Source organism: Nocardia violaceofusca NBRC 14427, assembly GCF_963869435.1.
GTDB lineage: Bacteria > Actinomycetota > Actinomycetes > Mycobacteriales > Mycobacteriaceae > Nocardia > Nocardia aobensis.
The window spans coordinates 146,724-172,418 of record NZ_CAWMPM010000012.1 but is presented as its reverse complement, the minus strand read 5'-3'; the positions used below and the strand labels follow the sequence as shown (position 1 = coordinate 172,418).

The 25,695-nt window shown below is 68.0% G+C and carries 26 protein-coding genes; 8 read left to right on the top strand and 18 right to left on the bottom strand.

Annotated elements, in window-relative coordinates:
* Nucleotides 1-45 precede the first annotated feature (45 nt).
* Nucleotides 46-903: a LysR family transcriptional regulator gene (locus AC5592_RS10640; protein WP_036504157.1), complete on the bottom strand. Its 858-nt coding sequence runs from the start codon at nt 901-903 to the stop codon at nt 46-48.
* A 111-nt stretch (nt 904-1,014) separates the two neighbouring features.
* Here AC5592_RS10640 and AC5592_RS10635 point away from each other — a divergent pair, with 111 nt between their 5' ends.
* The gene (locus AC5592_RS10635) at nt 1,015-2,307 is read left to right on the top strand and encodes an NAD(P)/FAD-dependent oxidoreductase (RefSeq protein WP_036504055.1); all 1,293 of its coding nucleotides are present in this window, start codon (nt 1,015-1,017) and stop codon (nt 2,305-2,307) included.
* A gap of 72 nt (nt 2,308-2,379) precedes the next feature.
* Here AC5592_RS10635 and AC5592_RS10630 read toward each other — a convergent pair whose 3' ends face one another.
* On the bottom strand, nt 2,380-3,084 hold the full coding sequence (locus AC5592_RS10630; protein ID WP_063064069.1) for an SDR family NAD(P)-dependent oxidoreductase: 705 nt from the start codon (nt 3,082-3,084) through the stop codon (nt 2,380-2,382).
* Nucleotides 3,085-3,179: 95 nt separating this feature from the next.
* On the opposite strand from AC5592_RS10630, the gene AC5592_RS10625 reads away from it, so the two are divergent.
* Nucleotides 3,180-3,845 carry a TetR/AcrR family transcriptional regulator gene (locus AC5592_RS10625; protein ID WP_063064068.1) on the top strand — a complete coding sequence of 222 codons (666 nt, stop codon included), beginning with the start codon at nt 3,180-3,182 and terminating at the stop codon, nt 3,843-3,845.
* A 243-nt stretch (nt 3,846-4,088) separates the two neighbouring features.
* Here the strand turns inward: AC5592_RS10625 and AC5592_RS10620 are convergent, their stop codons facing one another.
* Together AC5592_RS10620 and AC5592_RS10615 are read right to left on the bottom strand one after the other, a co-directional pair.
* Nucleotides 4,089-4,628 (bottom strand): DUF1697 domain-containing protein, encoded by a 540-nt coding sequence (locus AC5592_RS10620; RefSeq protein WP_036504060.1) that lies wholly within the window; start codon nt 4,626-4,628, stop codon nt 4,089-4,091.
* Nucleotides 4,625-5,275, bottom strand: coding sequence for a dihydrofolate reductase family protein (locus AC5592_RS10615; protein ID WP_063064189.1), 651 nt, complete (start codon nt 5,273-5,275; stop codon nt 4,625-4,627). Before AC5592_RS10615 ends, AC5592_RS10620 begins: the two co-directional genes overlap by 4 nt.
* A 150-nt stretch (nt 5,276-5,425) precedes the next feature.
* On the opposite strand from AC5592_RS10615, the gene AC5592_RS10610 reads away from it, so the two are divergent.
* Nucleotides 5,426-6,415 carry an RNA polymerase subunit sigma-70 gene (locus AC5592_RS10610; RefSeq protein ID WP_157121763.1) on the top strand — a complete coding sequence of 330 codons (990 nt, stop codon included), beginning with the start codon at nt 5,426-5,428 and terminating at the stop codon, nt 6,413-6,415.
* A gap of 35 nt (nt 6,416-6,450) precedes the next feature.
* Here the strand turns inward: AC5592_RS10610 and AC5592_RS10605 are convergent, their stop codons facing one another.
* Entirely contained in the window at nt 6,451-7,194 is a 744-nt protein-coding gene (locus AC5592_RS10605) for an acyltransferase (protein ID WP_174372322.1), read from the bottom strand.
* Between the two features lie 336 nt (nt 7,195-7,530).
* Between AC5592_RS10605 and AC5592_RS10600 the strand changes: the two genes are divergently transcribed.
* Entirely contained in the window at nt 7,531-8,835 is a 1,305-nt protein-coding gene (locus tag AC5592_RS10600; RefSeq protein WP_232329292.1) for an outer membrane protein assembly factor BamB family protein, read from the top strand.
* A 9-nt stretch (nt 8,836-8,844) separates the two neighbouring features.
* On the opposite strand, the gene AC5592_RS10595 is transcribed toward AC5592_RS10600, so the two are convergent.
* The 8 genes from AC5592_RS10595 to ctaD form a co-directional block, all read right to left on the bottom strand.
* Entirely contained in the window at nt 8,845-10,092 is a 1,248-nt protein-coding gene (locus AC5592_RS10595) for a THUMP-like domain-containing protein (protein ID WP_063064066.1), read from the bottom strand.
* Nucleotides 10,093-10,131: 39 nt separating this feature from the next.
* Nucleotides 10,132-11,109, bottom strand: coding sequence for a class I SAM-dependent methyltransferase (locus AC5592_RS10590; RefSeq protein ID WP_063064065.1), 978 nt, complete (start codon nt 11,107-11,109; stop codon nt 10,132-10,134).
* 36 nt (nt 11,110-11,145) lie between these two features.
* On the bottom strand, nt 11,146-11,910 hold the full coding sequence (locus AC5592_RS10585; protein WP_063064064.1) for an enoyl-CoA hydratase-related protein: 765 nt from the start codon (nt 11,908-11,910) through the stop codon (nt 11,146-11,148).
* 58 nt (nt 11,911-11,968) lie between these two features.
* A complete protein-coding gene (locus AC5592_RS10580; RefSeq protein ID WP_063064063.1) occupies nt 11,969-12,802 on the bottom strand; it encodes an NUDIX hydrolase in 834 nt (277 codons plus the stop codon).
* An 82-nt stretch (nt 12,803-12,884) separates the two neighbouring features.
* On the bottom strand, nt 12,885-13,715 hold the full coding sequence (locus AC5592_RS10575) for an ABC transporter ATP-binding protein (RefSeq protein WP_036504070.1): 831 nt from the start codon (nt 13,713-13,715) through the stop codon (nt 12,885-12,887).
* A gap of 127 nt (nt 13,716-13,842) precedes the next feature.
* Nucleotides 13,843-14,634, bottom strand: a complete 792-nt coding sequence (locus tag AC5592_RS10570) for a peptidyl-tRNA hydrolase (protein WP_063064062.1) — start codon at nt 14,632-14,634, stop codon at nt 13,843-13,845.
* Complete coding sequence (serB, locus tag AC5592_RS10565) at nt 14,634-15,887, bottom strand: phosphoserine phosphatase SerB (RefSeq protein WP_036504167.1); 1,254 nt, start codon at nt 15,885-15,887, stop codon at nt 14,634-14,636. Before serB ends, AC5592_RS10570 begins: the two co-directional genes overlap by 1 nt.
* 221 nt (nt 15,888-16,108) lie before the next feature.
* Complete coding sequence (gene ctaD, locus AC5592_RS10560; protein ID WP_036504073.1) at nt 16,109-17,845, bottom strand: aa3-type cytochrome oxidase subunit I; 1,737 nt, start codon at nt 17,843-17,845, stop codon at nt 16,109-16,111.
* A gap of 199 nt (nt 17,846-18,044) precedes the next feature.
* Here ctaD and AC5592_RS10555 point away from each other — a divergent pair, with 199 nt between their 5' ends.
* Nucleotides 18,045-19,121: an iron-siderophore ABC transporter substrate-binding protein gene (locus AC5592_RS10555; protein ID WP_063064061.1), complete on the top strand. Its 1,077-nt coding sequence runs from the start codon at nt 18,045-18,047 to the stop codon at nt 19,119-19,121.
* Nucleotides 19,122-19,154: 33 nt separating this feature from the next.
* Here the strand turns inward: AC5592_RS10555 and AC5592_RS10550 are convergent, their stop codons facing one another.
* Nucleotides 19,155-19,655, bottom strand: a complete 501-nt coding sequence (locus AC5592_RS10550) for a hypothetical protein (protein WP_198163802.1) — start codon at nt 19,653-19,655, stop codon at nt 19,155-19,157.
* An 89-nt stretch (nt 19,656-19,744) separates the two neighbouring features.
* Here AC5592_RS10550 and AC5592_RS10545 point away from each other — a divergent pair, with 89 nt between their 5' ends.
* Complete coding sequence (locus AC5592_RS10545; protein WP_198163801.1) at nt 19,745-20,194, top strand: P-loop nucleotide/nucleoside kinase family protein; 450 nt, start codon at nt 19,745-19,747, stop codon at nt 20,192-20,194.
* On the opposite strand, the gene AC5592_RS10540 is transcribed toward AC5592_RS10545, so the two are convergent.
* Nucleotides 20,179-20,553: a VOC family protein gene (locus tag AC5592_RS10540; protein WP_063064059.1), complete on the bottom strand. Its 375-nt coding sequence runs from the start codon at nt 20,551-20,553 to the stop codon at nt 20,179-20,181. The two genes, AC5592_RS10545 and AC5592_RS10540, sit on opposite strands and share 16 nt — an antisense overlap.
* Nucleotides 20,554-20,610: 57 nt before the next feature.
* On the opposite strand from AC5592_RS10540, the gene AC5592_RS10535 reads away from it, so the two are divergent.
* Complete coding sequence (locus tag AC5592_RS10535) at nt 20,611-21,057, top strand: MarR family winged helix-turn-helix transcriptional regulator (RefSeq protein ID WP_063064058.1); 447 nt, start codon at nt 20,611-20,613, stop codon at nt 21,055-21,057.
* 108 nt (nt 21,058-21,165) lie between these two features.
* Here AC5592_RS10535 and nrdF read toward each other — a convergent pair whose 3' ends face one another.
* The gene (gene nrdF, locus AC5592_RS10530) at nt 21,166-22,128 is read right to left on the bottom strand and encodes a class 1b ribonucleoside-diphosphate reductase subunit beta (protein WP_036504083.1); all 963 of its coding nucleotides are present in this window, start codon (nt 22,126-22,128) and stop codon (nt 21,166-21,168) included.
* Between the two features lie 497 nt (nt 22,129-22,625).
* Between nrdF and AC5592_RS10525 the strand changes: the two genes are divergently transcribed.
* Nucleotides 22,626-23,024, top strand: a complete 399-nt coding sequence (locus AC5592_RS10525) for a GNAT family N-acetyltransferase (protein ID WP_036504085.1) — start codon at nt 22,626-22,628, stop codon at nt 23,022-23,024.
* On the opposite strand, the gene AC5592_RS10520 is transcribed toward AC5592_RS10525, so the two are convergent.
* Both AC5592_RS10520 and mgtE read right to left on the bottom strand, forming a co-directional pair.
* Nucleotides 23,010-23,702, bottom strand: a complete 693-nt coding sequence (locus tag AC5592_RS10520; protein ID WP_036504087.1) for an alpha/beta fold hydrolase — start codon at nt 23,700-23,702, stop codon at nt 23,010-23,012. The two genes, AC5592_RS10525 and AC5592_RS10520, sit on opposite strands and share 15 nt — an antisense overlap.
* 178 nt (nt 23,703-23,880) lie before the next feature.
* On the bottom strand, nt 23,881-25,347 hold the full coding sequence (gene mgtE, locus AC5592_RS10515) for a magnesium transporter (protein WP_084506536.1): 1,467 nt from the start codon (nt 25,345-25,347) through the stop codon (nt 23,881-23,883).
* Nucleotides 25,348-25,695: the final 348 nt, after the last annotated feature.

Sequence of the window (25,695 nt, the reverse complement as noted above, 5' to 3'; positions counted from 1 at the left end):
CGACCGAGCAACGCCGCACCGGCCTCCGGTGCGGCGTTGTTCATTTCAGGAGCTGTGCAGGGCGGCCAGCAGGGTGGTCAGGATCGGTGAGCGCCGGATATCGCTGCGGAGCACGGCCGACACCGGAATGCGCAGCGGCCGGCCCGCGAGTTTCAGGGTGGCGATACCTTCGGTGGCACTGTCGGCATACAGGATGGTCCAGGCGTCCGGCCGGTTGATCAATTCCATCGTCGCGGTGTGATCCGGGGGAATCGGCGGACCGTAGCTGGGCCGGGTCGGCAGTTCGGCGAACGCGTGCCGGACGACGTTGTGCAGAAGCACCTGTTCCGCCTCCGGGGGCAGCAGCAGCGGATATTTCCCCAACTCGGCCAATGTCACATCACCGCGGCCGGCCAGCGGGTGGGCGGTGGAGGCGGCGATCACGAGGTCCTCCACCCACAGCTGGTCGACCGTGAGACCGGGCTGTTCGACACTGCCTCGGATGAGAGCGAGATCACAGTCGCCATCCGCGACCGCGGCGATGCGCTGCCGGAAAGGCTTGATGACGAACTCGATTTCGGCACCCGGATGCGCTTCGCGTGCTCCGGCTATCGCGGATAGCGATCTTGTTGCGAAAGACATGTTCGCCGCCAGGCGAATGCGGGGCCCCGAGTCGCGTACAGCTGCGCGAATAGCGGATTCGAGGCTCAGCATTTGTTTCGCAAGGGGAAGTAGCCGAATAGTTGCCTCAGTCGGAACAACGGAGCGCGTGGAGCGTTCGAAGAGCTGAACACCAAGATCATGTTCGAGCCGCGCGATTTGATGACTGATAGCCGATTGCGATATGAAGCAGCGCACGGCGGCGCGACTGAAGCTCAACTCCTCGCACACCGCGACGAAGTAGGTGAGCTGACGCAGTTCCATCAAGATCTCCATTCATGAATGATCTAGATAAGAGTCATCAATATTATGCGCCCTGACCCCCGAAACATCCAGCCTATGAATCGCGTTTACTCATGACAGAAGGAGGCTGTCATGCAACACGTGGATGCGGGAATCGAAACCACCGATGTGGTCATCGTGGGTTCGGGGTTCGGCGGGCTCGCCGCCGCGAAGCAGCTCAGCAAATCGGGAATCAATTACGTACTCATCTCGGCGACGCCGGAACACCTGTTCCAGCCGCTGCTCTATCAGGTAGCGACGGGTGTGCTCCCGTCCGCCGATATCGCCCCGCCGATCGCGCAGATCCTGCGCAGGCACAAGGGCTCGGATGTACGGCTGGGCAAGGTCGTCGATATCGACGCCGATGCCGCCGTACTCACCTACGACACCGAGCAGGGCCCGCGCAAGATTCGCTACGGCTCGCTGATCGCGGCCACCGGGGCCACCCAATCGTATTTCGGCCGCGACGATTTCGCGGAGAAGACGTTCTCGCTCAAGACCATCGACGATGCCACGCTGCTGCGGGCGCAGATCGAGCGCGTGTTCGCCGAGGCGGCGAAGGCCGATCCGGAAACTCGTGAACGGCTGCTGAGCTTCGTGGTCGTCGGCGCGGGCCCGACCGGCGTCGAGGTCGCCGGCCAGCTCAAGGAGCTCGCGAAACGCCACTACCACCAGGAGATCTCGGTAACCCTGGTCGAGGGCGCCGGCGCGGTGCTGCCACCGTTCGGCGGCAGCCTGTCGGAGTACGCGCGCACATCGTTGAGCCGCAACGGCGTCGAGGTCCTGCTGGACACCTTCGTCACCGATATCGAGGCCGGCAAGGTGACCGTGAAGACCAAGGACGGTGTCGAGCGCGGTATCGGCGCCGAGACCGTGGTGTGGTCGGCGGGTGTGGCGGCCGGCGGATTCGCCACGCTGCTGGCCGAGGTCACCGGCTGCGAAACCGACCGCGCCGGACGGCTTCTCATCAACCCGGACTGCACGGTGGGCGGGCACGCCGATATCTACGCCATCGGCGATATGACCTCGCTGAACGGCTATCCGGGCCAGTCGCCGACGGCCATGCAGGAAGGCCGCCACGTCGCCGACATCATCCGTCGCAAGAAGCAGCCCGGCACCCCGTTCGTGTACTGGGACAAGGGCTCGATGGCGGTGATCAGCCGGTTCAGCGCGGTCACCAAGATCAACGACCGCGTCAAGTTCACCGGCACCATCGCCTGGGCCACCTGGCTCGCCGTCCACCTGTTCTACCTGGTCGGCTTCCGCAACCGCTTCGTCGCGGTCCTGTCCTGGCTGGTGGCGTTCATCGGCACGGGCCGCCCGGGCTTCGACGAGAGCGACAAGCCGCGGGCGAAGACGGTTCCCGAGAACCGGCAAGCGGCTTAGCGTCATTCCCACCGAAGTTCCACCTTCCGGCCCGCGACAACGATGCGGGCCGGAACGCGCGGCGTCGGAGTCTCAGGCCGCCCGCTCGACTTCCGCGTCGGTGGTGGCCATGGTGAACAGGTCCTCGGCGAGGGCATCGGGATGTACGCGCCGAATGTCGTCGGGTTCCACCGTGGCGAAGCGGCCGGCATCGAACAGCTGTTGTGCCGCACTGTTTTCGATGAGGCGGCTGATGAGCAGAGCGCCCACCCGCACGCCGCTCGTACGCACCTGCTGGTCGATCGAGTGCAGATAGTTGAGCAGGGCCGACTGCGGCACGCTCGAACTGGCCAGCGCCGCCTGCGGTGCGCGCACCGATCCCCCCTGAGCGATGAGGACGGCGCCGGAGCCGCAGGCCGCCATCGCGGGCACCAGCGCGTGCATGATGCGCACCGGCGTGGTCAGGTTGATCGGCAACCAGCTGCGCAAGGTGTCCGCGTCCAGCGACAACGCATCCACCGGTAGCCGGCTCACATCACCCGGGCTGTAGATCACCACGTCCGGAAGCCCGTGCGCCGCCTGCAGTTCGGCGAGTGCGTGGTCGACCCGGGCGTCGTCGGCGAGGTCGGCGAGCAGCACATCCACCTCTATCTCCTCGGCCGAGAGCCGCGCCCGCAACCTTTCGAGCGTCTCGGGGTTGCGCGCGATCACCGTCACCGAATAGCCCGCACGCCCGAAACGCAGCGCTGCCGACAATCCGAGCGCGGGACCGGCACCGAACACTGCCAGATGTGGCATGACCCAACCTCCATAACTTGAGAGGGCACTCAATTTGAATGCCCTCTCAAGTTAAGGTCAAGTCGAGTGGGTTTTCAAGTTGTTAGGGTGAGGCCATGGCCGAGAAGGTGGCGAGCACCGGGGATACGACCGCCGGCGCGCGACCGCGGCGTCGTGACGCCCGGGACAATCGGGACAAGATCGCCGCGGCGGCCCGGCGGCGGTTCACGGCCGAGGGCCTCGACGCCTCGCTGAATCAGATCGCGCGCGACGCCGGAGTCAGCATCGGCACGCTCTACAACCACTTCCCCACCCGCGAAGCACTGATCGACGACGCGCTCCTCGAGTTGGTCGTGGAGTCGGGCCGCAGCGCGGAGGAGGCACTGCGAGCGCACGACCCCTGGACGGGCCTGGTCGACCATCTGACGAAGCTGGCGCAGTGGCAGGCGAACGATCGCGGCTTCACCGATATCTGCGTGTACTCGCTGCCCGCCGACAGTCCGATCGAGGTGGCGAAACGTCAGGGCCACACCCTGTTCCGGCAACTGGTGGCCCGGGCGCAGGAGGCCGGGCGGCTGCGTAGCGACATCACCGAAACCGATCTCGGTCTGCTGCTGTGGTCGGTGGTGCGGGCGACCGACGGCGTGCGCGACGTCGCACCCGAGGCGTGGCGCCGGCATCTGACGGTCCTGCTCGACGGCTTACGCGCCGAGGCCGCCCACCCCCTGCCGGGCAGCGCGCTCGATCCCGAACAGGTCCGCGCGGCAATGACTCTCGGGTGAAAGACATTCGGCCGAAGACCCCCGGACAGAGCAGTCCCCGGTAGTCTCCATCGATACCTGAACTTCAGTCGTCGCTGATTGTTCTGGATATTCGACTGGCTTGCCGGGGGCCTGGCCAGATCCTGGAAACCATCTCGTGAGTCGTTCGACGTCTCGTCCGACTACGTGGTGATTTCCGGTGTTCCGGTGTATCACCTAGTTTCCTCCTGATTTTTCTCCAGTCAAGAGCTCAGGAAGGAAAAACTACAGCTTGGCGAGCACTTTTTGGACGGTGAGCCAGGTGCGGGTAGTGATGTCCTTGCCGTAGACGGTCTCCAGCCACGCCATGTGATTGGGAGTCCCGGCGACGGAGTTGTCGATGACCGCCAGCAGGGCCCGCGCCGGTTCGTCGAAGCGCACGATCCGCACGGCCGACGCCAGGTCGCCGGGGAGTTCAGGCGGCGCGGAGCCCGCGCGGTCCTTCACGAACGTCGCGGTGAGGTAGGTGCCGCGGCAGTGCGTGAGGCCGGGAAAGGGATCCGAATCGACCAGTTTCTGCACTTCCTCGCGGCTGCGGATGATGGTGCCGCCGGCGATGCCCAGCTCGGCCTGCAACGCCGCCTGAATACGCGATTCCATTGCGGTGATATCGGTTTCGGTGCTGCCGAAGACGATGTTCCCGCTCGCCAGCACCGACCCGACGCCCTCGTAGCCGAGTCCCTCGAAGACCGCCCGCACCTTCTCGTTGCGCATATTCGGGTTGCTGGGCATGATTCCCCGCAACCAGGCCGCATACCGGTTCATGAGCGGAAGGCTACCCGGCGCCACCGACACCGAAGCCCTCGATTCGACTCCGCGGACGAGGCTCGCGCGACGGCGTAGGTGAGGTGGGCCAGCCCCGCGCCCACCGTCCGGATACCGGTGAGACGCAGGGGCCGCGGTGTCACCGGCAGCGCGTCGTCCCCGTGCTCGAAGAGGCGACTGCCGGCGCCCACCACCACCGGGAACACGGCCAATCGCAGCTCGTCGACCAGGCCACTCGCCAGGAGGGCATGGACCAGTTCGGTGCTCGCGTAGACCCGGATCTCACCGTCGAGCAGATACCTCAACTTCGACACCTGCTCGGTGAGGTCGCCCCGCAGCACGGTCGTGTTGTTCCACTCGGGATCCGACAGCGCCGCGGACACAACGTATTTCGGCATACCGTTCATCCGGTCCGCGGTCGCGCCGGTGCGCCGCGGATACCGGGCGGCGAAGTATTCGTAACTGCGCCTGCCCAACAGCAGTGCCTGCGCGTCCAGCACATCCTCGTGAATCAGCCGGGCCCATTCCGCGCGGTCTTCCGGCGACAGCGCCGCACGCCAATCCGCGGTGCTGAAACCCTCCTCACCCGTCGGATCCTGGGTCACTCCATCGAGCGACACATTCTCGAAGACGACAATCTTTCCCATGGCGGTGCTCCTCTCGTAGGTGGCGAACTGCCACAGAGACAGACACCGCCGCATCGGCGGAAATGGTCGCGTCCGGACCGACACTTTCACCGCCGCCGCGGTGTCCATATTCGGTGGAGGTGTGTCATGACAGACGAAGAGGGTGACGTGGTGGCGACGGGCGACCTGATGGCCGCGGCGCGCGCCGGGGACGGTGCGGCGTTTCGGGCCTTGACCGGGCCGTACCGGGCTGAGTTACAGGTGCACTGCTATCGGATGCTCGGCTCGTTCCAGGATGCCGAGGACGCCCTGCAGGACACGCTTCTGGCCGCGTGGCAGGGCATCGGCGCATTTCAGGAGCGCTCCTCGTTGCGCACGTGGCTGTATCGGATCGCCACCAACCGGTGCCTGAACGCGCGCCGGGCCGCGGGCCGGCGCCGGGCGAAGGAGTGGGACGTGCCCGATGTGGAACCACCGGAGCCTTCCCGGCTCGGCGAGGTCGTGTGGTTGCAGCCCTGCCCCGACGCACTGCTCGAGCAGGCGCCTCCCGGCCCGGAGGCACGCTACGAGCAGCGCGAGTCCGTCTCGCTGGCATTCCTGACGGCACTGCAACTGCTGCCGCCGCGGCAGGTCGCCGTCCTCGTGCTGCGCGATGTCCTCGGATTCCGCGCGACCGAGACCGCCCGGATGCTCGACACCACCGCCGACTCGGTCAACAGTGCCCTCGCCCGGGCCCGCGCGGCACTCGAGCGCCGCCGCCCGACCGGCCGATCACCGGCCCCGGGATCGGCGGACGAGGAGGCCATCGTGGCGAGATTCGCGCACGCGTGGGAATCGGCCGATGTGGACGCGCTCGTGCGACTGCTGACCGACGACGTCTTCATCTCGATGCCGCCGATCCCGTTCGAATACGTGGGGCGTGCGGTCGCCGGGCGCTTCTGCGCCGACATCTTCGCCGCCGGGCGGCGATTCGACCTGGTTCCGACGCGGGCCAACGGCCAACCGGCGTTCGGCGCCTACCTGCGCGGCACGGACGGCAGCAGTCACGGGACCGGACTGTACGTACTGTCGCTCGCCGGTGAGAGCATCAGCGCCCTGGCCCGATTCGAGAGCACCGTGTTGCCGTGGTTCGGCCTGCCCCGCACGCTGCCGAGTCGTTAGGGCTTCGAGTACGACCGCGCCGCAGGTTCGCCGGATCAGTCCGATCCGGCGCCGACTCCAGCCTTCTTGCGTTCGATATCGGCCAGGGCGGCGGCATGCCGGGCCCGCTCCTCGGCGGCGTCGTCCCAGGCCTTCTTGCGGTTCTTGACCACCCGGGCCGGAGCGCCGACGGCGATACTGAAGTCGGGGATCTCACCCTTCACCACGGCATGGGCGCCGAGCACGCAGCCGCGGCCCACCCGGGTCTCGCGCAGCACGGTCACCTTGGCCGCGATCCAGGTGTCGGGGCCGATGCGGACCGGACTCTTCACGATGCCCTGATCCTTGATCGGCATCGTCACATCGTCCATCCGATGGTCGAAGTCGCAGATGTAGCACCAGTCCGCGACCAGGGTCGACTCGCCGATCTCGATATCGAGATAGGTGTTGACGACGTTGTCCTTACCGAAAACCACCTTGTCGCCGATGCGCAGCGAACCCTCGTGGCAGCGCAGCGCGTTGCCGTCGCCGATGTGCACCCATTTGCCGATCTCCATGCGGCCGAGCTCCGGGGTGGCGTGGATCTCCACATTGCGGCCCAGGAAGACCATGCCGCGCAGCACGATATGCGGATTCGCCAGCCGGAATTTGAACAGCCGGTAGTACCGCACCAGGTACCACGGCGTGTACGCCCGATTGGCGAGCACCCAGCGCAGCGACGCCACGGTCAGAAAGCGCGCCTGCTCCGGATCCCGGCGGCGCGAACCCCGCCAACGCGAACGCAACGGTGCGCCCCACATGCTCGTCACGGGCCAGCTCCCTTTCCTCGGGCGACGGTTACCTCGGTGGTCACCTGATCGAGGTACCAGCGTACTTTCGCACCGCGGACGCGCGCTTGCGCCCCGGGAAATCGGGTCGCCGCCACTCCCCGGCGGCCGGGGGGCCGGTCGCATTCTCACCCAGCACGCTGTCACGGCGGTGAATGTTCTAGTCTCGTGCAGGCCCGTTACGAACAGATGGGAGTCCAGCAGGTGCGAAGCGGCAGCCGGCGACCCGAGCGCAGCGAGCACGACCGCGGCGGACACCACCCGACGATCTTGCGCCACTCGGTGATTCGGGGAGGCGCCCCGAGGCGCGTGATCGCGGCGGTGGGCACCCTGGGCCTACTGATGCTGACCGGATGCGGCAGCAGCACCGTCGACGACATCAAGGTCGGCTCCGGCAAGGGCTGGCAGTCGGCGTTCCACGACGCCCGCAACAGCGGCGCGAGTTCGGTCACCGGCGCCCGCCATCTGAGTCTGAGCTGGTCGCGGCCGATCGGCGGCCCGCTGGCGAACGCGACCACGATCGGCCCGGACGGCCAGCTGTTCGTCACCTCCCGCACCACCACCGACTGTGTCGGCAAGCCGGGGACCACCGGCATGATCTTCTCCTTCCAGATGCCCACCGGGCGCAAGCGTTTCTGCAATGCGCTGGGACCGGATGCCGTCGCGGCGGCCTCGGCAGTCGACGGGGCGAGCAATGTGTACGTGGGTGACGACGGCGCGGTGTTCTCGTTCAACCCGCTGGGGCAACCGCGCTGGCGCACTCCCGTTGCCGGCGTTCCGGTCTCGGTGCAGTTCACCCACGACGGCACCGTGTTGTCGGTGTCGCAATCCGGTCAGGTCGACGTCCTTGACCGCCAGACCGGCGACCGCGAGGTGTCGACCTATCAGGTGCTGGGCGACCCCGACTTCCTCGCCCACCCGAATGTCACGCGCCCGCCGGACGGGCAGGGCATCGACGACTGCGCCGTCGGCGGTCCGCAGTGCGCGGTGGCGAACGTGTCTGCGCTCGACCCGAATTCGGGCCGCTTTTATCTGACCGCCTGGCGCACGGGCGCCCCTGCGGCGTCCCTGGTGGCGCTGCACTACGCCGACAAGAAGGTCACCCAGGACTGGAGCGTCGACATCCTCACCGACGGCAGCGCCACGAGCCCGGCGCTGTCGGCGGACGGGAAGACGCTGTACGTGGGTGACAACAGCGGACGGCTGCTCGCCGTCGACACCGCCGACGGCCACACGAAGTGGACGCAGCCGCTGGGCTTCGCTCCGCGCGGCGGCATCTCCCTGCTCGACGGCCTGCTGATTCCGGCCGGCGACGACGGACATCTGATGGCGTTGCGCGACACCGGCGACCGCGTCGATATCGCCTGGGAGCGCAAGGATCTCACGCTGCGCGGCCGCCCGGTGCAGACCGCCGGCGACACCGGCTACGTGGTGGTGCCGATGGGCGAGGCGCTGCACCTGCTGACCTTCGACACGAAGTCGGGTAAGACGATCGCCTCCGCCCCGCTGCCGGGTGCGCAGGGCACGACGGTGTCCACCGCGATCGGGCCCGACGGTCAGGTCGTGGTCGGCACCCGGATCGGCGAACTGTTCGCCTTCACACCGGACCGCTGATCTCCCCGCTCACCGGGCCGGCGGGGTTTCGCAGACGAATGCCGTTGCGGTCCGGCCGATCCGGGTGATCACCACGGTGTGCGGAGTGTCGCCCCGCGGTTTGATCCGGCGGCGCAGCGCATCGGGGTCGACGTCGACGCCGCGGATCAGGATCTCGAGCGGACCGCAGTCGCGGCGGTGCAATTCGGCGCGCAGCGCCTTCTCCCGGAATTCCAGCCGATCCAGGACACGAAACCCGCGCACCCCCGGCGGCACGATGTCGCCGGTGAGGTAGGCGATGCGCGGATCCAGTTGCCACAGGCCGTATCTCGCGGCGTAATGGCGGACCAGACCGGCCCGGACCACCGCGCCGTCCGGGTCGACGAGCCAGGTTCCGGGCTCCCGTTCGGGAAGGTCGTCGGGCTCGGCATCGGTCAGCGACCACGACGAACCGTCGCTACGCAATACCGTCGCCCGCCTGGTCACCCCGGCTTCGGTGAGACCGCGCGACCACAGGCAGGCTTCGCGCACGGCGCCGTCGAGGGAGACCACCTCGACCTCACCGTCCCAGGAGAGCCCCGCGTAGCCGTCGGCCGCCGTCCGGTCCGTTCGCGCGGGGAGGGGTTGCGTATCCGGCCGGCGCAGCGCGAAACGGTCGAAATCCAGTCCGGGAGCGCATTTCACGACCAGATGCCGGTCACGATGGACGGCCAGCAGCCGCTGTAACGGTGGTTGCAGCCGATCCGGATCGTGGGTACGTCGGCCTCCCTCGCGCCGCGCCGGATCGGCGATCACCACGGTGCCGGAACTGCACGGCCGCAGCGCATCGGCCTGCAGCAGAGCGACATTCGGCGCGTCGGCCAGATTGTGCGCGGCCATCGCCAGCCGCACCCGGTCCAGATCGCTGCCCAGCACCGCCGGGCATTCGCGCCGCAGCGCGGCCAGTTCCGCGCCGACCGAGCACGTGACGTCGTGCACGGGACGCCCCGCCAGCCGCCGGGCCCGATGCCGCGCCACGAGACTCGGCGTCGCCTGTTGCAGGGCGTCGTCGGTGAACAGCCACCCGGCCGCGTCGTCGAGTTTGGCCGCCGCGCGCCGGCGCAGCCGCACGGTCTCCACCAGTGCGGCGGTGCGGTCGCCGTAGTCACGCCGCAGAGTATCCAGATCCCGCAGCATCGTCGCGGGAGTCAGCGCGTGTTCTCCGACCGCGGACAGCGCGTCCCGGCCGGCCGCGCTGTCCAGATAGTCGACGTCTCGCGAGGTGAACGAATATCCCATCAGCGCGGCCCCGGCCGGTGCGAAACAGCCTGCCGCCCACTACTTTCCGGCGGCACCCGGCTTCACGCCGGTGATCATGGCGTTGTAGAAGAACTGGCGCGGCACCACGTGGCGCAGCACCTTCTCGTCGAGCTTGCTCAGACCGAGCCACGCCTTGTACTGGGCCATCCGGTAGCGCCAGGTCAGCTTCTCCTCCGGCACCGCGGCCTCGAAGGTGCGCACCGGCCAGCCCCACAGCGCGGCGGCGAATTCCTCGGTCTCGGCGTGCACCTGCACGGCGCCCGCGCTGCGGGCGATCTCCTCGAGTTCGGAGGGATCGAAGGTGTGCAGGTCGACGACGGCCTCCAGGGCCGCGGCCCGCGACGACTCGTCCAGTTCGGCCTGCGGTCGCCGCCAGTCGGACAGGAACGGCAGCTTGGTCACCTCGGTGGTGACCTTCCAGGTGATCTGGCCCAGTTTGCGGGCGTAGAAGTTGCCGATGGTGGTCGGCTCACCGGCGAAGACGAAGCGGCCGCCCGGCTTCAGCACCCGCAGGCATTCCCGCAGCGCCTGCTCCACGTCCGGAATGTGATGCAGCACAGCATGTCCCACGACCAGATCGAAGGTGTCGTCCTCGTAGGGGATGGTCTCGGCGTCGGCGACGCGGCCGTCGACATCCAGCCCCAGGTTCTGCGCGTTGCGGGTGGCCACCTTGACCATGCCCGGCGACAGGTCGGTCACCGAACCGGTTTTCGCCACTCCGGCCTGCATCAGATTCAACAGGAAGAAGCCGGTGCCGCAACCGAGTTCGAGGGCTCGCTCGTACGGCAGCGGCGCATTCGGGGCGACGGCGTCGAAGCGACCGCGCGCGTACTCGATGCACCGCTCGTCGTAGGAGATGGACCATTTGTCGTCGTAGGTCTCCGCCTCCCAATCGTGGTAGAGGACCTGCGCAAGCTTGTTGTCGGTGAGCGCGGCCTGGACCTCGGCCTCGGTGGCGTGCGGGTTCGGCGCGGGGTCGTCAAGACGTGCGGTCATGGTCGCACAGCGTATCGAGTGATCATGCGGAGTGGGTCAGCGGCCCAGGAATTTCGCGGCGCCCGGACCGGACGCCGAATAAGAACGTGTTCCTACGCTGCGGTCTTCTGTTTCGAACAGCTCCGCCCACTCGGCGCGGGCGCGGTCGAGGCCGTGCGGACCGGCCTCGAAGACCCGTTTCGCGGCGGCCAGCGCGCGGGCCGGACCGCTGGTGAACTGCCGCGCCCACCGCAGCGCCGCACCGAAGACGTCGTCGGGGGCGACCACCTCGTCGACCAGCCCGATCGCCGCCGCCTCCTCGGCATCGACATAGCGGCCGGTGTACACCAGATCCTTGGCCGGGCCCGGGCCCACGAGCAGCCCCAGCCGACGGATGCCCGCCACCGGGATCAGGCCCGCCCGGATCTGCGGCAAGCCCAGTTTCACGTTGTCACCGATCAACCGGCGGTCGGCGCCCAGAGCGAACTCGAGTCCCGCACCGACCGCGTACCCGGTGATCGCGGCGATCGTCGGCTGCGGAATCCGGGCCAGACAACCCAGCGCCTGCTGCAGATCCGCGGCCACGGCGCCGGCCTGCCCGGGCGTCCAGCGCGCGAGTTCGTCGACGTCGTCGCCCGCGCTGAAGATTCGCTCGTCGCCGTAGACGATCACGGCCCGCACCTCGTCGTCCGCCGCGAGGGCGTCGGCGGCCGCCGCGAGTTCCAGCGCCAGCTGCAGATCGATGAGATTCAGCGGCGGCCGCGCGAAACGCAGTACGGCGATTCCCGCCTCGACACGGTCCACGGTCACGAATTCGGCCACGGCGGCGAGCCTACTGTGCGCGGCGGGACGCACCGTACGTCGGGATGTTCGCGCCGGCTCAGTCTCGCTTCGAGCCCTGCAGCCGCGACGCGTCCGGCATATCGGCGAAATAGCGGGTGTTGTTCGGGAACTGCAGCATCGGCTGACCGTCGACCGGTTCGAAGATCGGCATGATCGGGCTGATCGCGCGGTCGGCCGCGAGAATCTCTGCCGTGGAGGCGAATTCGGCGATCGAGCTCAGCTGCGTCCAGGTCGGCGGCAGCAGGACGTCCTCGCCGGCCCGCCAGCGATCCAGCGCCTGCGCCGGGGTCCGCCACGCGACGTCGTGCGCCTCGGTGGTGGCGCCGTCGGCGCGCTGCCCCTCGGGCAGGACCGCGACGAAGAAGTAGGTGTCGTAGCGGCGCGGTTCCACCACCGGGGTGATCCAGTTGTCCCACGGGCGCAGCAGATCCGCGCGCAGGATCAGATTCTCGTTCGCCAGGAAATCGCCGAACGACAGTTCGCGGCGCTCGAGCTTCTCCCGGGCACTGCGGTAGGCGACGGTGTCGGAGACGACGGTGTCGGCGGTCGGGCCCGCCAGCAGCACACCGCATTCCTCGAAGGTCTCCCGGACCGCGGCACACACCAGCGCCTGCGCGCGAGCGCGGTCGACCCCGAAACGCTGCCCCCACCAGGTCGGGTCCGGCCCGGCCCAGCCGATTTCCGCATCGGCGTCGGAGGGGTCGACACCACCGCCGGGAAAGACCGTCATGCCGGCCGCGAAGGCCATCGCCTTGACCCGTCGTTGCAGGAAAACCTCCGGACCGGATGCGCCGTCACGCACGAGCACTACGGTCGAAGCGTCCTTCGGCGCCGGTGGTTCGGCCGGGGTTTCCGCAACAGATTCACTCACAATCGCACCATAACGCGCGCTCGGTACCGATCGGCAGCAGGTGTGGCGAAAGCGGCACCGGCGCCCGCCGCGCGATCGGGGTTCAGGCGCGGTGGCGGCCGAAGCGTTGCGAGCGCCTCGCGAAATACCGTCCGTCGATGCGATCGAGGGCGATGGACTGGCGGAAGGCCTCGCTGAGATTCTCCGCGGTCAGCACATCCGAGAGCAGGCCCTGCGCGATCACATCGCCCTCGTTGAGCAGCAGCGCGTGGGTGAAACCGGGCGGAATCTCCTCGACGTGATGGGTGACCAGCACGGTCGCCGGAGCATCCGGGTCGGCGGCCAGATCGCCCAGTTGCTCGACCAGTTCCTCGCGGCCACCCAGATCCAGGCCGGCCGCCGGTTCGTCGAGCAGCAGCAGTTCGGGATCGGTCATCAGGGCGCGGGCGATGAGGACGCGTTTGCGTTCACCCTCGGACAGGGTTCCGTAGGCCCGGTCGGAAAGGTGTTCGGCGCCCAGGCTTTCCAGGATGTCGACGGCGCGGTCGGTGTCGACCTCGTCGTAGCGCTCGCGCCAGCGGCCCATCACGGCGTACCCCGCCGACACCACCAGATCCGACACCTTCTCGTCCACCGGGATCCGGCTGGCCACCGCGGCCGACGACAGACCGATGCGCGGGCGCAGTTCGCTGATGTCGGTCTTGCCGAGCACCTCGCCCAGCAGCGTGGCCGACCCCGAGGTCGGATACAGCTCGGCGGCGGCCATCCGCAGCAGCGACGTCTTCCCGGCGCCGTTGGGGCCGAGCACGACCCAGCGTTCGTCGAGCTCCACCTGCCAGGTGACGGGACCCACCAGCGTGTGGCCCGACCGCCGGACGGTCACCTCGTTGAAGTCGATGAGCAGATCGGGATCCGGTTGCGGCACGAGCTCCATCTTTGCCGACGCGCTCGATCCGTTGCCAACGTGGTCGGTGTGCACGCTATCCGTCATAGTCGGCCTCCCGCTCCCTCACGATCCGAATCGGCCATTGCCGCAGTGAGATTCCGCACGTTTGAGCACCCTACGGTGCCACCGCGATCACCGTCATCGAACCCGGCGCCACTTCGGTGAATCCGGCATCCCGGACCGCGGCGATCGTCTCCGGCCCGGCGCCGGCGTTCACCCGGGCGCACAGCCGGGCCCAGTGATCCGGCTCCGCGTCACGGACCGCGCAGCGGAATCCGCGCTGCGCCCAGGCGAAGGCCTGTTCCACCGGCAGCGCACCGGCCAGCAACATGCTCGCGTGACCGACCTGCGCCGCCGCCTTGCCGACGGTCATCCCGAGAGCCGAATTCACCCACAGCACAGGCGATCCCGGGTCCGGTGGGCCGGGTTCGTCGTGTTCGAGGTCGGTGCCGCCGATCTGCAGTTTGCGGATGCGCGGGTCGACCTCGCCCACCGGGCCCGGCACCAGGGCGCGGGCCTGGGCGCCGTCCACGTCGATCGTGATGCCCTCGACATCTCCGGCCGAGATCCACTGCGCACCCCGAGCTCGCCGCGCCACCTTCCGGATCCGCGACCGCTTCCACGCGAGATAGCGCGGCTCCCACTCCCCGCCCGGGCCGACGCGTGGATCCAGGCACAGCGCGACGGCCGCAGCCGCGGCCGCCTCCAGCACCGCACTGCGCAGCGGCGGTTCGGCTTTCGGAATGTGCAGGACCATCTGCATCGCCTGCACCTGCGCGGGATCGTCCGGATCGCCGCCGCCACCGTAGCCGAGCGCCAGCTCCGCATGCCGGGCGCGGAAACCGGAATCCAGCACGAGCGGCGGTGCGGCGCCGGGGCCGGGCGCGTCGAGCTCGGGTTCGGTCATCAGCTCAGCGGCACCCGGCGCAGCAGACCGTCGCGGGCGTCCGCGGCCTCGACCTCGTCGCGGGTGACACCGAGGATGAACAACACCGCGTCCAGGAACGGGTGCGACAGCGCGGTGTCGGCGACCTCTCGCAGTGCGGGCTTGGCCTGGAAGGCGATACCCAGGCCGGCCGCGTTGAGCATGTCGATGTCGTTGGCGCCGTCGCCGACCGCGACGGTCTGTTCCATCGGCACACCGGCCTCGGCCGCGAAACGCCGCAGCGCCACCGCCTTTCCGGGCCGGTCGACGATCTCGCCGATGACCTGACCGGTGAGCTTGCCGTCGACCACCTCGAGGGTGTTGGCGTGCACGAAATCCAATTCCAGCTCGTGCGCCAGCGGTTCGATGACCTGCCGGAATCCGCCCGAGACCACACCGCAGCGGAATCCGAGCCGGCGCAGGGTGCGAATGGTGGTCCGCGCGCCGGGGGTCAGTTCGATCCGCTCGGCGACCTGATCGATCACCGTCTCGTCCAGCCCGGTGAGGGTGGCGACGCGCTGGCGCAGCGATTCGGCGAAGTCGATCTCCCCGCGCATCGCGGCCTCGGTGACCTTGCGGACCTCCTCCTCGACACCGGCGTGCGCGGCGAGCATCTCGATCACCTCGCCCTGGATGAGGGTGGAGTCGACGTCGAAGACGATGAGCCGCTTGGCCCGCCGGGCCAGCCCCGCACGCTCGACGGCGACATCGACCTTCTCCTTCGCGGCGACCTCGGCCAGCGCCGTGCGCAGGCGGGTCTCGGCCAGCGGGTCCTCGGTCGCCGGTGCGGTGACCATCAATTCGAGGCCGGTCACCGGGTAGTCGGCGATGCCGCGGATGGAGTCGATGTTGACCTCCTGCGCGGCCAGCGTGCGGGCGATCGTGCTGAACGCGCGAGCGGTCACCGGGCTGCCGAGCACCACCACCGCGTGCGTGGACAGCGGCGCCCCGGAGACCGAGTTGGCGCCGATCTCGACATCGACCTGCATGCCGACCGTCGCCATCGCGTCCTCGAGCTGATCCTGCAGGTCCTCCGGATCGCCCGGACTCGTCACCAGCACACCGAGGGTCAGCCGGCCCCGGATCACGACCTGCTCCACGTCCAGCAGGCTCACGCCGTGCCGGGACAGCGCCGCCAGCAGCACCGAGGTCACGCCCGGTTTATCGGGTCCGGTGACCGTGATCAGCACCGTCGTCTCGGTGGCGGTGCCACGATCGGACTCGGACGTGCCCACGCGCAACTCCATCTCTTCGTCACAGCTCCTCGCGCCGGCGATCGCGGTCCGCCGGCGGCCAGCGAACATTCTCTCAGGTCGGGTGCGGCCACCGGCGCGCACCGGTCACCGGAGGCACCACCACACCCTCCGGCCCGGCGTGGCACCCCCGAAACGCCGAACGCGGCGGCCGTCGCACTGGACGGCCGCCGCGCCGGGACTTCGCTACTCGATGCGGGGTACTAGCTCGACACCTTCTCGAGCTCGGCCACGTGATGGGACTTCGAGCCCCAGCCCACGTGCGCCTCGGCCCGCATGCGCTCCACCATGTGCGGGTAGTGCAGCTCGAACGCCGGACGCTCGGAGCGGATCCGCGGCAGCTCGTAGAAGTTGTGCCGCGGCGGCGGGCAGGTGGTGGCCCACTCCAGCGAGTTGCCGTAGCCCCACGGATCGTCCACGGTCACGACCTCGCCGTAGCGGTAGCTCTTGAAGACGTTCCAGATGAACGGCAGCGTCGAGGCACCGAGGATGAAGGCGCCGATCGTGGAGATCGTGTTCAGGGTGGTGAAACCGTCGGTCGGCAGGTAGTCCGCGTACCGGCGCGGCATGCCCTCGTTACCCAGCCAGTGCTGCACCAGGAAGGTGGTGTGGAAGCCGACCATGGTCGCCCAGAAGTGCCACTTGCCCAGGCGCTCGTCCAGCATGCGGCCGGTCATCTTCGGGAACCAGAAGTAGATACCGGCGAAGGTGGCGAACACGATGGTGCCGAAGAGCACGTAGTGGAAGTGCGCGACCACGAAGTAGGTGTCGGACACGTGGAAGTCCAGCGGCGGGCTGGCCAGGATGACGCCCGACAGACCACCGAAGAGGAACGTGACCAGGAAGCCGACCGAGAACAACATCGGTGATTCGAAGGTCAACTGCCCCTTCCACATCGTGCCGATCCAGTTGAAGAACTTCACACCGGTCGGAACCGCGATCAGGAAGGTCATGAACGAGAAGTACGGCAGCAGCACCGCACCGGTGGCGTACATGTGGTGCGCCCACACCGCGATCGACAGCGCGGCGATGCCCAGGGTCGCGTAGACCAGGGTGGTGTAACCGAAGATCGGCTTACGGCTGAAGACCGGGAAGATCTCGGACACGATGCCGAAGAACGGCAGCGCGATGATGTACACCTCGGGGTGGCCGAAGTACCAGAACAGGTGCTGGTAGAGCAGCGAACCGCCGGTGGCCGGGTCGTAGATGTGGCCGCCCAGGTGACGGTCGTAGGCCAGCGCCATCAGCGCGGCGGTCAGCAGCGGGAAGGCCAGCAGCACGAGGACGCTGGTGACGGCGATGTTCCAGGTGAAGATCGGCATCCGGAAGAGGGTCATACCCGGGCAGCGCAGGCAGACGACGGTGGTCAGCATGTTGACACCACCGAGGATGGTGCCCAGACCGGAGACGGCCAGACCCAGAATCCACAGGTCGGCGCCGACACCCGGGGAGTGCACGATGTCCGACAGCGGGGTGTAGGCGGTCCAGCCGAAGTCGGCGGCGCCACCGGGGGTGATGAAACCCGCGGTGGCCATGGTCGCGCCGAACAGGTACAGCCAGTAGCTGAACGCGTTCAGACGCGGGAAGGCGACGTCGGGCGCACCGATCTGCAGCGGCAGCACGATGTTGGCGAAGCCGAACACGATCGCGGTCGCATAGAACAGCAGCATGATCGTGCCGTGCATGGTGAACAGCTGGTTGAACTGCTCCGGCGACAGGAACTGCAGACCCGGACGAGCGAGCTCACCACGCATCAGCAGGGCCATCAGACCGCCGATCATGAAGAACGACATCGCGGTCACCAGGTACATCACACCGAGGACCTTCGGGTCCGTGGTGGTGACGGCCTTGTAGATGAACGAACCCTTCGGGCCCAGTCGTGCCGGATACGGCCGTGTCGCTTCCAGCTTGGGGACTGGCTGGGGCTCTACAGCAGTCACTGATCCTCCTGAAGGTGTGCCTTCTGCTCGTTTCGCACGCTCGTGCGTTCCGGCGCATGACGAAACGACGGTGGCTTGCGCTAGAGGCATCGTAAACCGTGGCGTCGCAGGCGTCCGACGGGGTCCTACTCTGTGTCGTATTCGCCGCGCGGACGGTGCCGCAATCATCCTGCACGTGGGCGCATGTACCCTACGCTGCATGCCGGTGAGCGAACGCGTCTCCACCCGAAAGCCCAAGACCCGCAAGCGCACCAGTGCGCGCCGGCTCGCGCTCGGCGGTGCGGCCGCGGGCGCCGTGGCCCTCCTGGTCACCGGCTGCGGCACCGGGGGCGACGACGCGTCGAGTTCGATCGTCCGGACCACCACCAATATCGCCGGCGCGAGCGTGGTCGGCATCGAGCGCGACACCACCCACGCCTGCGCCCTGCCCAGCGCCCCCGACCAGGCCTCGGGCACCCACACGGTGGCGGGAACCCAGGTGCCCGCGGATCCGAAACGCATTGTCGTGCTGGATACCGCCGCGCTGGACGCGGTCTGCGCGGTGGGCCTGTGGGAGCGGGTCGTCGGCGCGACCACCGCGGCCGGACCGGCGCCGCAGCCGAACTATCTGGGCACCGGCGTCCTGAAGATCCCGAGCGTGGGGTCCTCGGGGGCGGTGGACACGGCCAAAATCTCCGCGCTGCAACCGGATCTGATTCTCGGCGCCGCGGGTGACGGGGATCTCGCCGCACTGCGCGGGATCGCCCCGACCGTGCTGGTCGACCATCGCGGCTGGCAGGACGATTTCACCGCCTACGCCGAGGCTCTGGGACGCGGTTCGGCCGGCGCGAAGGCGCTCGCGGACTACCGCACCGACGCCCGCGAAACCGGGGCCTCGATCGCCGCCAACCTGTCGCAGGCATCGGTGATCCGCTTCTCTCCCAAGGATATTCAGGTCCAGGGCACCGACACGTTCGCGGGACAGGTACTCACCGACGCCGGCGTGCAGCGCCCCGGCGCCCAGCGCGATCGCTCGTTCACGGTGGACAGCCTCGCCACCGAAAGCGACCGCAACAAGATCGAGGGCGACATCATCTATCTGATGTTCGACGGCCCCGACGGTAAGAGCCACGGCGAATCAGTGATGAAGGGCGACGACTGGAAAGCGCTCGGCGCCGTCTCCGACAAGCGCGATTTCGCCGTCGAGGACGACCTCTGGCACGGTTCCGGGCTCACCGCCGCGCGGGCGATCCTCGACGACCTGCGCAAGACGCTCAACGGGTATGTGACGGACTGAGCCGGTGAGGCGCGGCACGCGGCGCGCCCCGGTTCAACGACCGTCCGCGTCGCCCGCCTGTCTCTCGATACGCGAGGACGTTTTCGGCCGGCCCGGCGGTGGTCGGCGCGGGTCGTCGACAGCCGCGCGTGGGCGTAGCGCGTAGGCGGGCACCAACTGGTCGGTGAGATGCAGCGGCGCCCGCCCGTCCGCGTAACAGACCGAGAAATTCACCCGGCCCAGCCATTCGCCGCTGAACGAGGGCACCCAGTGCGTCAACGTCCCCGGCCGCTCCCCCGTCATATCCAGCCCCGCCCCGTTGACGTGCCGGGGCGTGCCCGGATCCCGGATGAGAATCGCGTCCAACCGCACCCACACCGGTTTCGGCGGCTGCACGAGCACCCGGTAGTAATAGCCGGCCTCGTTCGGATACTGCAGCTGCGGTTCGGTCCCCTCGGTCCGCGGAACGCCGTCCGGAAGCCGTCGCGGCGCCCGGCCGGAGAACCCATCGCCCGTCCCCTCCGACGACACACCCCTACCGGCACTCGAACACATATTCGAATAATACCGAGCGGTCGGCCTGATCGACACTCACCCCACAACATCCGGGCCGCACCTCGTCCGCGCACGTCATGATGGGACGGGTGGGCAGACTTCTCGTGCTGGTGAACGGTCTTCCGGGTGCCGGCAAATCGACCGTCGGACAGGCGCTGGCGCGGGTCCTGGGCGCCCGATTCCTCTCGAAGGACACGGTCAAGGAGGGGCTGGCAGCCTGCGTCGACGACCCCGCCGATCTCCCGGATCTGGGCGGTGTCGCGATGGACGCGGTCTGGTCACTGGCGCGAACCAGTCCCACCTCGGTCGTCATCGATTCCTGGTGGTTCGCACCGCGCGAATCTCGTTCCACCCCAGCGCACTTGACCGATCACAGCGTCGGCGGCGCCCGGAACCTCCGCCCACCCGAGCCCCTCGGCGACGCGGACAACGTCGGAGCGCTTGCGCACAGCGCCTCAGCCTCGACTACACCTGTTGCCGCCATCCGATCGTCGACCGCGGAGCCCTCGGGATGTCACCAACCTCAGGCGCGGTCGTGAATGGTGACGGCATATCCGTCGGGATCGGCGAAGGTGAAGGTTCGCCCGAAGGGGCCGTCGACGGGTGCGGCGAGGATCGAGACTCCGGCCGCGGCCAGATGATCGTGCATGTGCTGCGCGTCGCCGGCGTGCAGCCACAGTGCGACACCGGCGCCCGGGCGCGGCGCGACGGCATCGAGATCGACGCCCGGCAGCGGCGTCCGCACCGCGAAAGACACCGGGACCGTGTCGAATACGACCGCACCGGGCGGGCTCGCCGGAGCGCGGCGCAATCCGAGATGCGTCTCGTAGAACTCGGCCGCCGCATCCACATCACGCACCTGCAGGGCGATGAAGTCGGGTCCGGTCACAGTAGACATGGGCTTTCTCCTTCTATGTCAGGGTTCTGACATAGAAGGATATGTCAGAATCCTGACATGTCGCAAGAGCAGGTGGACCTCGATTCGTCCGTGGGTTATGTCCTCAAACAGGCCGCCGCCGCCTTGCGCGGCGCCATGGACACCGCCCTGCGGCCGTTGGGCCTGAGCGTGCCGCAATACGCGTGCCTCGAACTGCTGGGTCAGCGACCGGGCCTGTCCGCCGCGGAGCTGGCTCGCGGCGCGTTCGTCACACGCCAGTCCATGCATACGGTGCTGCAAGGTCTGGAGGATCGCGGTCTCCTGGAACGTCCGTCCGCCGCACCGCACGGGCGGGCCTTACCGACTCGGCTCACCGACGAGGGCACCCGCCTGCTCGCACGGGCCAGTCACCTCGTCGCCGAGGTCGAAGGCCGGATGATCGCGGCCCTGCCCGCCGGCAACGCAGCACGCCTGCACCGAGACCTGACCACGTGCGCGGAAGCACTCGATCCGACGAAGCACTGAACGACTCCATCCACCCCGAGGGCCGACCGGCACACCGGCCCTCCCTACATAAGCGAAACCCGGACGTACGCAATGCGATACGCCCGGGTTCTCATGTGAGAGCGAAACTCAGAACTCCCAGTCCTCGTCTTCGGTGTTGACCGCCTTGCCGATGACATAGCTGGAACCGGAGCCGGAGAAGAAGTCGTGGTTCTCGTCGGCATTCGGGGACAGCGCCGAGAGGATCGCCGGGTTGACGTCGGTCTCGTCGCGCGGGAACAGCCCCTCGTAGCCGAGGTTCATCAGCGCCTTGTTGGCGTTGTAGCGCAGGAACTTCTTGACGTCCTCGGTGAGGCCGACCTCGTCGTAGAGGTCCTGGGTGTATTCGACCTCGTTCTCGTACAGCTCGAACAGCAACTCGAAGGTGTAGTTCTTGAGTTCGTCACGCTCGGGCTGAGTGAGATCCTCGAGACCCTTCTGATACTTGTAGCCGATGTAGTAGCCGTGCACGGCCTCGTCGCGGATGATCAGGCGGATCAGGTCGGCGGTGTTGGTGAGCTTGGCGCGCGAGGACCAGTACATCGGGAGGTAGAAACCGGAGTAGAACAGGAAGCTCTCCAGCAGCGTGGAGGCCACCTTGCGCTTGAGCGGCTCGTCGCCCCGGTAGTACTCGAGCACGATCTCGGCCTTGCGCTGCAGATTCGGGTTCTCCTCCGACCAGCGGAAGGCGTCGTCGATCTCACGGGTGGAGCACAGCGTGGAGAAGATGGAGCTGTAGCTCTTCGCGTGCACCGACTCCATGAACGCGATATTGGTGTACACCGCCTCCTCGTGCGGGGTGCGCGCGTCCGGAATCAGGCTCACCGCGCCGACGGTGCCCTGGATGGTGTCCAGCAGGGTCAAGCCCGTGAACACCCGCATGGTCAGCTGCTTCTCCTGCGCGTTCAGCGTGGCCCACGACGGAATGTCGTTGGATACCGGAACCTTCTCCGGCAACCAGAAGTTGCCGACGAGCCGGTCCCAGACCTCGGCATCCTTCTCGTCGGGCACCCGATTCCAGTTGATCGCAGACACTCGATCGATCAGCTTCACGCCCGCTCACTCACCCTTCCCGCTTCGCCGGTCATTGTACGCTCGGACACTACTCCTAGTGGACCTCCGCTCAGCACAGCACAAGAGCTTGTGTCTCCCATGTCCTGGGCAAATGCGTTCCGGGGTGGGAAGTTCCACACCGCGGCCGCGAGCGAATGACGAGCGCGCGATGCACAGGCTACTGCCGCCGCCACGATCGCAGCAATGATGCCGAGAGTTTGCCGGGGACGTGCCTGCCATTCGGCGCAGACCGCCACATGCCCGCAGGCATCGATGGTCCCGGACGGGGTTCGCTCCCGACCGAGACTCGGCACCTCGACCCGGCGACCGTTTCGCACACCGGTGGTATGCACTAATCGTGCAAACCTCGTCGGCTTCAGCAGTTTTCTCACATTTTCGCCGAGGTTTGCACGAAAAGTTCGCCCTACAGCACAGTTCGTTCCTACCTGTCGTGATGACACCCCGTTCATCGCGCCCCCGCGCCGAGAGGATGCCGTATGAACCCCGATCTCCGCGTACGTTTCGCTGTCGACGACGAAGCCCTCTCGCGGCTGCACGCGGACGCATTCGGCGGTGACCGGACAGTGGTGCCCTGGCAGGCGCGCCTGGAACGGCACAGCCGGTCATGGGTCGGCGCGTTCGTCGGTGAGCGACTCGTCGGGTTCGTGCACGCAGTATGGGACGGGGGAAACCACGCGTTTCTCCTCGACACCGCGGTCGCCCCGGATCTCCACCGGCAGAGCATCGGATCCGACCTGGTGAAGACCCTGGTCGGCGACCTGCGTGAACTCGGTATCGAATGGCTCCACGTCGATTTCGAACCTCACCTGCACAGCTTCTATCGCGACGCATGCGGATTTCGCGCCACCGACGCCGGCCTGCTACGACTGAACTGACACCGAACTCCGTTCGCCGAGCAGCAGTTCGGCCACGGCGTGCGGGGCCTCGTGCATCGCGTCGTGGCCGGTCGGGAGGTCGTGGACCAGCCATTCGGGGTCGGCTTGCAGGCGGGTGCGGAGGCCGGCGAAAGGGGTGTGGTCTTCCCAGCCGGAGCAGTAGACGAACTCTCGGCGCGGGACTCGGGCGAATGCCCCGGTGAGCCGGATCGTCTGCATGAAGGACGCGAGGGGGTGGGGGCGGCGGCGGGCGTCGCCGTTGCCGGGCGGGCGGACCGCGTAGCCGGTGGTCGCGGCGCCCGCGGCGAGGACCTCGCGGAAGTAGTCGTTCGTTGCGGACCAGCACGATTCGCCGTCGCGGGGGACGTACGCGTCGAGATGCACCAGGCGCGAGATCCGGCCGCCGGCGCGGTCGGCGGCCGCGGCGATCACCATTCCGCCGTAACTGTGACCGACCAGCGTCACGTCGGTGAGGCGGGCGCGGTCGAGGAACCGCACGACGTCGTCGGCGTGGGTGTCGAGGGTGGTCGTCGCGACCGTCGCGGCGTCGTCGTCCGGCCGCAGACCGGTCAGGGTCAAGGCGTGGACGGTGTGACCGGCTTGCTCCAGGAGTGGAACCACCGTCTCGAACGACCAGGAACCCTTCCAACCGCCGGGCACCAAAACGTATGTCCCCATGTGCTTTTCCCACTTTCTCCAGCCGCGGAGTCGAGGCACGCTACCTCGATCACTTCGCGTGGAGACAGTCTCACCGGCGAGGAGTGTGGCTTGCTACCGATAGAAAGCCATGTGATACCTGTTCGCCGCCAACCTCGGCGGGCGCCCTGTACCTGCTCCCGAAGTGCGCAGTCCCGGTTCAGATTCCCAGTACGAGTTTCGCGGTCGTGAAGTAGATGATCAGCCCGGTCGCATCGACCAGCGTCGTCACCATGGGCGCGGAGATGACCGCCGGGTCGATGCGTAATTTCTTGGCCAGCAACGGCATCGTGCCGCCGATGGTCGCCGCCCAGCCACAGATGATCACCAGGGTGATGCCGACGACCAGCGCGATCTGCGCGCCGACGAACGCCGCGCCGATGACCATGCCGACCACCGCGAGCATCGAGCCCAGCACCAATCCGACCCGGCATTCGCGCCAGATGACCTTCAGCAGATCCGACACCCGCACCTCGCCGACGGCCAAGGCCCGCACGCACGAGGTCGCCGCCTGCGCACCGGCATTGCCGCCAGCGCCGATCAGCAGCGGAATGAACAGCGCCAGATGCGCGGCCTGGGCCAGCGTCGCCTCGAACGCGTCGGTGACCGTGACCGTCAGGGTGGCCGCGACCAGCAGCAACAGCAACCACATCGCGCGGTAGCGGGCCAGCTGGAACACACCGGCGGCCATGTAATGCCCGGACCAGGGGCTGGCACCGGCCTGCCGTGCCACATCCTCGCTGTCGGCGGCCTCGATGACCTCGACCGCGTCGTCGATGGTCAGCAGTCCGACCAGCCGGTCCTCACTGTCGACGACCGGCAGGTTGATCAGGTTGGTCTCGCGCATGAGCCGCGCCGCCTTCTCCGCGGCATCGGTCGCGCGGGCGAAAACCGGTGCGCTGACGACGAGTTCGGTCAGCATCGTGCCGGGATCGCTGAGGACCAGTTCACGCATCTCGACCACGCCGGTGAGCCGGCGACCGCCGTCCACCACCGGCAGCGTGTACACGGTCTCCGCATGCGCGCCCTTGGCGCGAACCACCCGCAGCGCCTGTTCGACGGTCAGATCACAATGCAGCGCAACGACTTCCGGCGTCATGTAGCGACCGACCGAACCCTCGGGGTAGCCGAGCAGCGCCGCGGTCATCCGCCGTTCGCGCGGGCTCAGCCCGGCCAGCACCTTCTTCGCGACCGTGGCGGGGGCCTCGCGCAGCATCCGGGCCCGGTCGTCGGGGTCCATGCCTTCGACCAGTTCCCGGAAGCTCTGGTCGCGCATTCCGGACAGGATCTGCTGCTGGTCGACCGGCTCGAGCTCCTCGAACACCGCCAGCGCCCGGTCCTTGTCGAGCAGCCGGAACGCGATGCCGGCGTGCACGGCGTCCATGCGCGCGAGTTCGTCGGCGATCCGATGCGGGACGTGGTCGTCCAGCCAGTTCAGCGCGGCATCGACACGACGGTCGTCGATGAGGTCGCGGAGCGAGATGTGATCCGAATGCTGTTCGGTGACAGTCGTTTCGGCGGTGGCGGCACTGCGGACCGCCGTATCGGCCTGCGTAGGGGTGGCCGCGTGTCCGTCATCCGGGACATCAGGGCGTGCGGGCGCGGCAAAGAACAGATCGGTCGACATGACAGAACCTCGGCATACTGCGAGTGGGTACGGGGTCACGGATCACACCGCGAGGCACCGACCTCGCCACCGAAAGCTCTACCGGCAGAACAGGAGGACGGCGCCGCGCGGCCTTCGACTCGGGGGTTCGCTACGCACAGCCACCCACCTCCTCATCGCCAGCACTTCACCGTCAGAGAATTTTCCGATGCCATCCCGGCACCCCGATGACCTGCACCGTCGCCTGGTCACCGCCCGGACGCAGAGCGCCCGCATGCAGGTTACACCTCCGGTCGCCGCCGCGCCGAACCACGACAGTCGGCACGTGCCGTCGAACTACTCGGTGCCGTCGAACTACCCCGTGTTCGG

Excerpts from the sequence above, each read along its gene's own strand:
- AC5592_RS10625 (WP_063064068.1), top strand. The coding sequence starts at position 3,180 with ATGGCCGAGAAGGTGGCGAGCACCGGGGATACGACCGCCGGCGCGCGA.
- AC5592_RS10535 (WP_063064058.1), top strand. The coding sequence starts at position 20,611 with ATGTCGCAAGAGCAGGTGGACCTCGATTCGTCCGTGGGTTATGTCCTC.
- AC5592_RS10525 (WP_036504085.1), top strand. The coding sequence starts at position 22,626 with ATGAACCCCGATCTCCGCGTACGTTTCGCTGTCGACGACGAAGCCCTC.
- AC5592_RS10555 (WP_063064061.1), top strand. The coding sequence starts at position 18,045 with ATGCCGGTGAGCGAACGCGTCTCCACCCGAAAGCCCAAGACCCGCAAG.
- mgtE (WP_084506536.1), bottom strand. The coding sequence starts at position 25,347 with ATGTCGACCGATCTGTTCTTTGCCGCGCCCGCACGCCCTGATGTCCCG.
- AC5592_RS10595 (WP_063064066.1), bottom strand. The coding sequence starts at position 10,092 with ATGGGATATTCGTTCACCTCGCGAGACGTCGACTATCTGGACAGCGCG.
- AC5592_RS10620 (WP_036504060.1), bottom strand. The coding sequence starts at position 4,628 with ATGAACCGGTATGCGGCCTGGTTGCGGGGAATCATGCCCAGCAACCCG.
- AC5592_RS10520 (WP_036504087.1), bottom strand. The coding sequence starts at position 23,702 with ATGGGGACATACGTTTTGGTGCCCGGCGGTTGGAAGGGTTCCTGGTCG.
- AC5592_RS10590 (WP_063064065.1), bottom strand. The coding sequence starts at position 11,109 with ATGACCGCACGTCTTGACGACCCCGCGCCGAACCCGCACGCCACCGAG.
- AC5592_RS10550 (WP_198163802.1), bottom strand. The coding sequence starts at position 19,655 with ATGTGTTCGAGTGCCGGTAGGGGTGTGTCGTCGGAGGGGACGGGCGAT.
- AC5592_RS10575 (WP_036504070.1), bottom strand. The coding sequence starts at position 13,715 with ATGGAGCTCGTGCCGCAACCGGATCCCGATCTGCTCATCGACTTCAAC.
- AC5592_RS10605 (WP_174372322.1), bottom strand. The coding sequence starts at position 7,194 with ATGTGGGGCGCACCGTTGCGTTCGCGTTGGCGGGGTTCGCGCCGCCGG.
- AC5592_RS10635 (WP_036504055.1), top strand. The coding sequence starts at position 1,015 with ATGCAACACGTGGATGCGGGAATCGAAACCACCGATGTGGTCATCGTG.
- AC5592_RS10630 (WP_063064069.1), bottom strand. The coding sequence starts at position 3,084 with ATGCCACATCTGGCAGTGTTCGGTGCCGGTCCCGCGCTCGGATTGTCG.
- AC5592_RS10615 (WP_063064189.1), bottom strand. The coding sequence starts at position 5,275 with ATGGGAAAGATTGTCGTCTTCGAGAATGTGTCGCTCGATGGAGTGACC.
- AC5592_RS10640 (WP_036504157.1), bottom strand. The coding sequence starts at position 903 with ATGGAACTGCGTCAGCTCACCTACTTCGTCGCGGTGTGCGAGGAGTTG.
- AC5592_RS10540 (WP_063064059.1), bottom strand. The coding sequence starts at position 20,553 with ATGTCTACTGTGACCGGACCCGACTTCATCGCCCTGCAGGTGCGTGAT.
- AC5592_RS10570 (WP_063064062.1), bottom strand. The coding sequence starts at position 14,634 with ATGACCGAACCCGAGCTCGACGCGCCCGGCCCCGGCGCCGCACCGCCG.